We start from the raw sequence: 230 nt of genomic DNA on the forward strand, positions 1-230 counted from the left end.
ATCCAGATCGTGGTGCCTTTCGCGGCGGGCTCGCCCCCCGACCAGCTGGCCCGCGTGTTGGCCGACAGCTTCGGCCCGTCGCTCGGCACCTCGGTGGTGGTTCAGAACATGGCGGGCGCGGCCGGCAACATCGGCGTGGCCCATGTGGCCAAGTCAGCCGCCGACGGCTACACGCTGGTGTTGGCCGGCGATGCGGCGATCGTGGTCAACCCGGCCATCTACGACCGGCT

The 230-nt window shown here is 70.4% G+C and carries 1 protein-coding gene; it reads left to right on the top strand.

From position 1 onward, the window contains the following. On the top strand, positions 1-230 hold a 230-nt coding region (locus tag CVH10_RS25005; protein WP_369336043.1), incomplete at both ends, for a tripartite tricarboxylate transporter substrate-binding protein.

The sequence above is a fragment of the Halomonas sp. ND22Bw genome (assembly GCF_003011945.1).
In the GTDB taxonomy this organism is placed as follows: Bacteria; Pseudomonadota; Gammaproteobacteria; order Pseudomonadales; family Halomonadaceae; genus Halomonas; species Halomonas halophila.